The sequence below is a fragment of the Brevibacterium metallidurans genome (assembly GCF_037101285.1).
GTDB classification, from domain to species: domain Bacteria; phylum Actinomycetota; class Actinomycetes; order Actinomycetales; family Brevibacteriaceae; genus Brevibacterium; species Brevibacterium metallidurans.
Window position 1 is genome coordinate 1 of the sequence record NZ_BAAAAF010000066.1, and the last position, 608, is coordinate 608.

At 53.6% G+C, this 608-nt stretch carries 1 protein-coding gene; it reads left to right on the forward strand.

From position 1 onward, the window contains the following. A partial coding sequence (locus AACX88_RS17550; RefSeq protein ID WP_339394137.1) for an alpha/beta hydrolase occupies window positions 1–536 on the forward strand: 536 nt, incomplete at its 5' end. Window positions 537–608: the final 72 nt, after the last annotated feature.

The following is a 608-nucleotide window of genomic DNA, read 5'->3' on the forward strand; positions in this document are numbered from 1 at the left end:
GTAAATGGACGCTGGCTCAGGACACCAGCATGCTGCACCAGTACGTGCTGCAACATCTGCAGAACGTGCCGTGGGTCGATCATACCCGGGTGGCGGCGTTTGGTTTCCGCTTCGGCGCCAATATCGCCGTTCGCCTGGGGTATCTGGAATCGCAACGGCTGAAGGCGGTGGCCTGTCTGGGGCCGGTGGTGCATAACCTGCTGGTTGACTCGCAATTGATGGGACGGGTGCCGGAGATGTTCCTCGATGTGCTGGCATCGCGCCTCGGCATGTACGATGCGTCTGACGAAGCGCTGCGCGTCGAGCTGAATCGCTATTCATTAAAAACACAGGGGTTGTTAGGTCGCCGCTGCCCAACGCCGATGCTATCCGGTTACTGGAAAGACGATCCGTTTAGCCCGGAAGAGGAATCGCGGTTAATCACCTCATCTTCTTCGGACGGCAAGCTGATTGAGGTGCCGTTTAAACCGGTATACCGTAATTTCGATCACGCATTGCGTCAGATTGCCCGCTGGATCAATCATAGATTTAGTTAATATATTGCTAAATTTTATTGGTTTGGTAAAACAGGTGCATCACTAAAGGAGATCGCAATGACGTTACCGAGT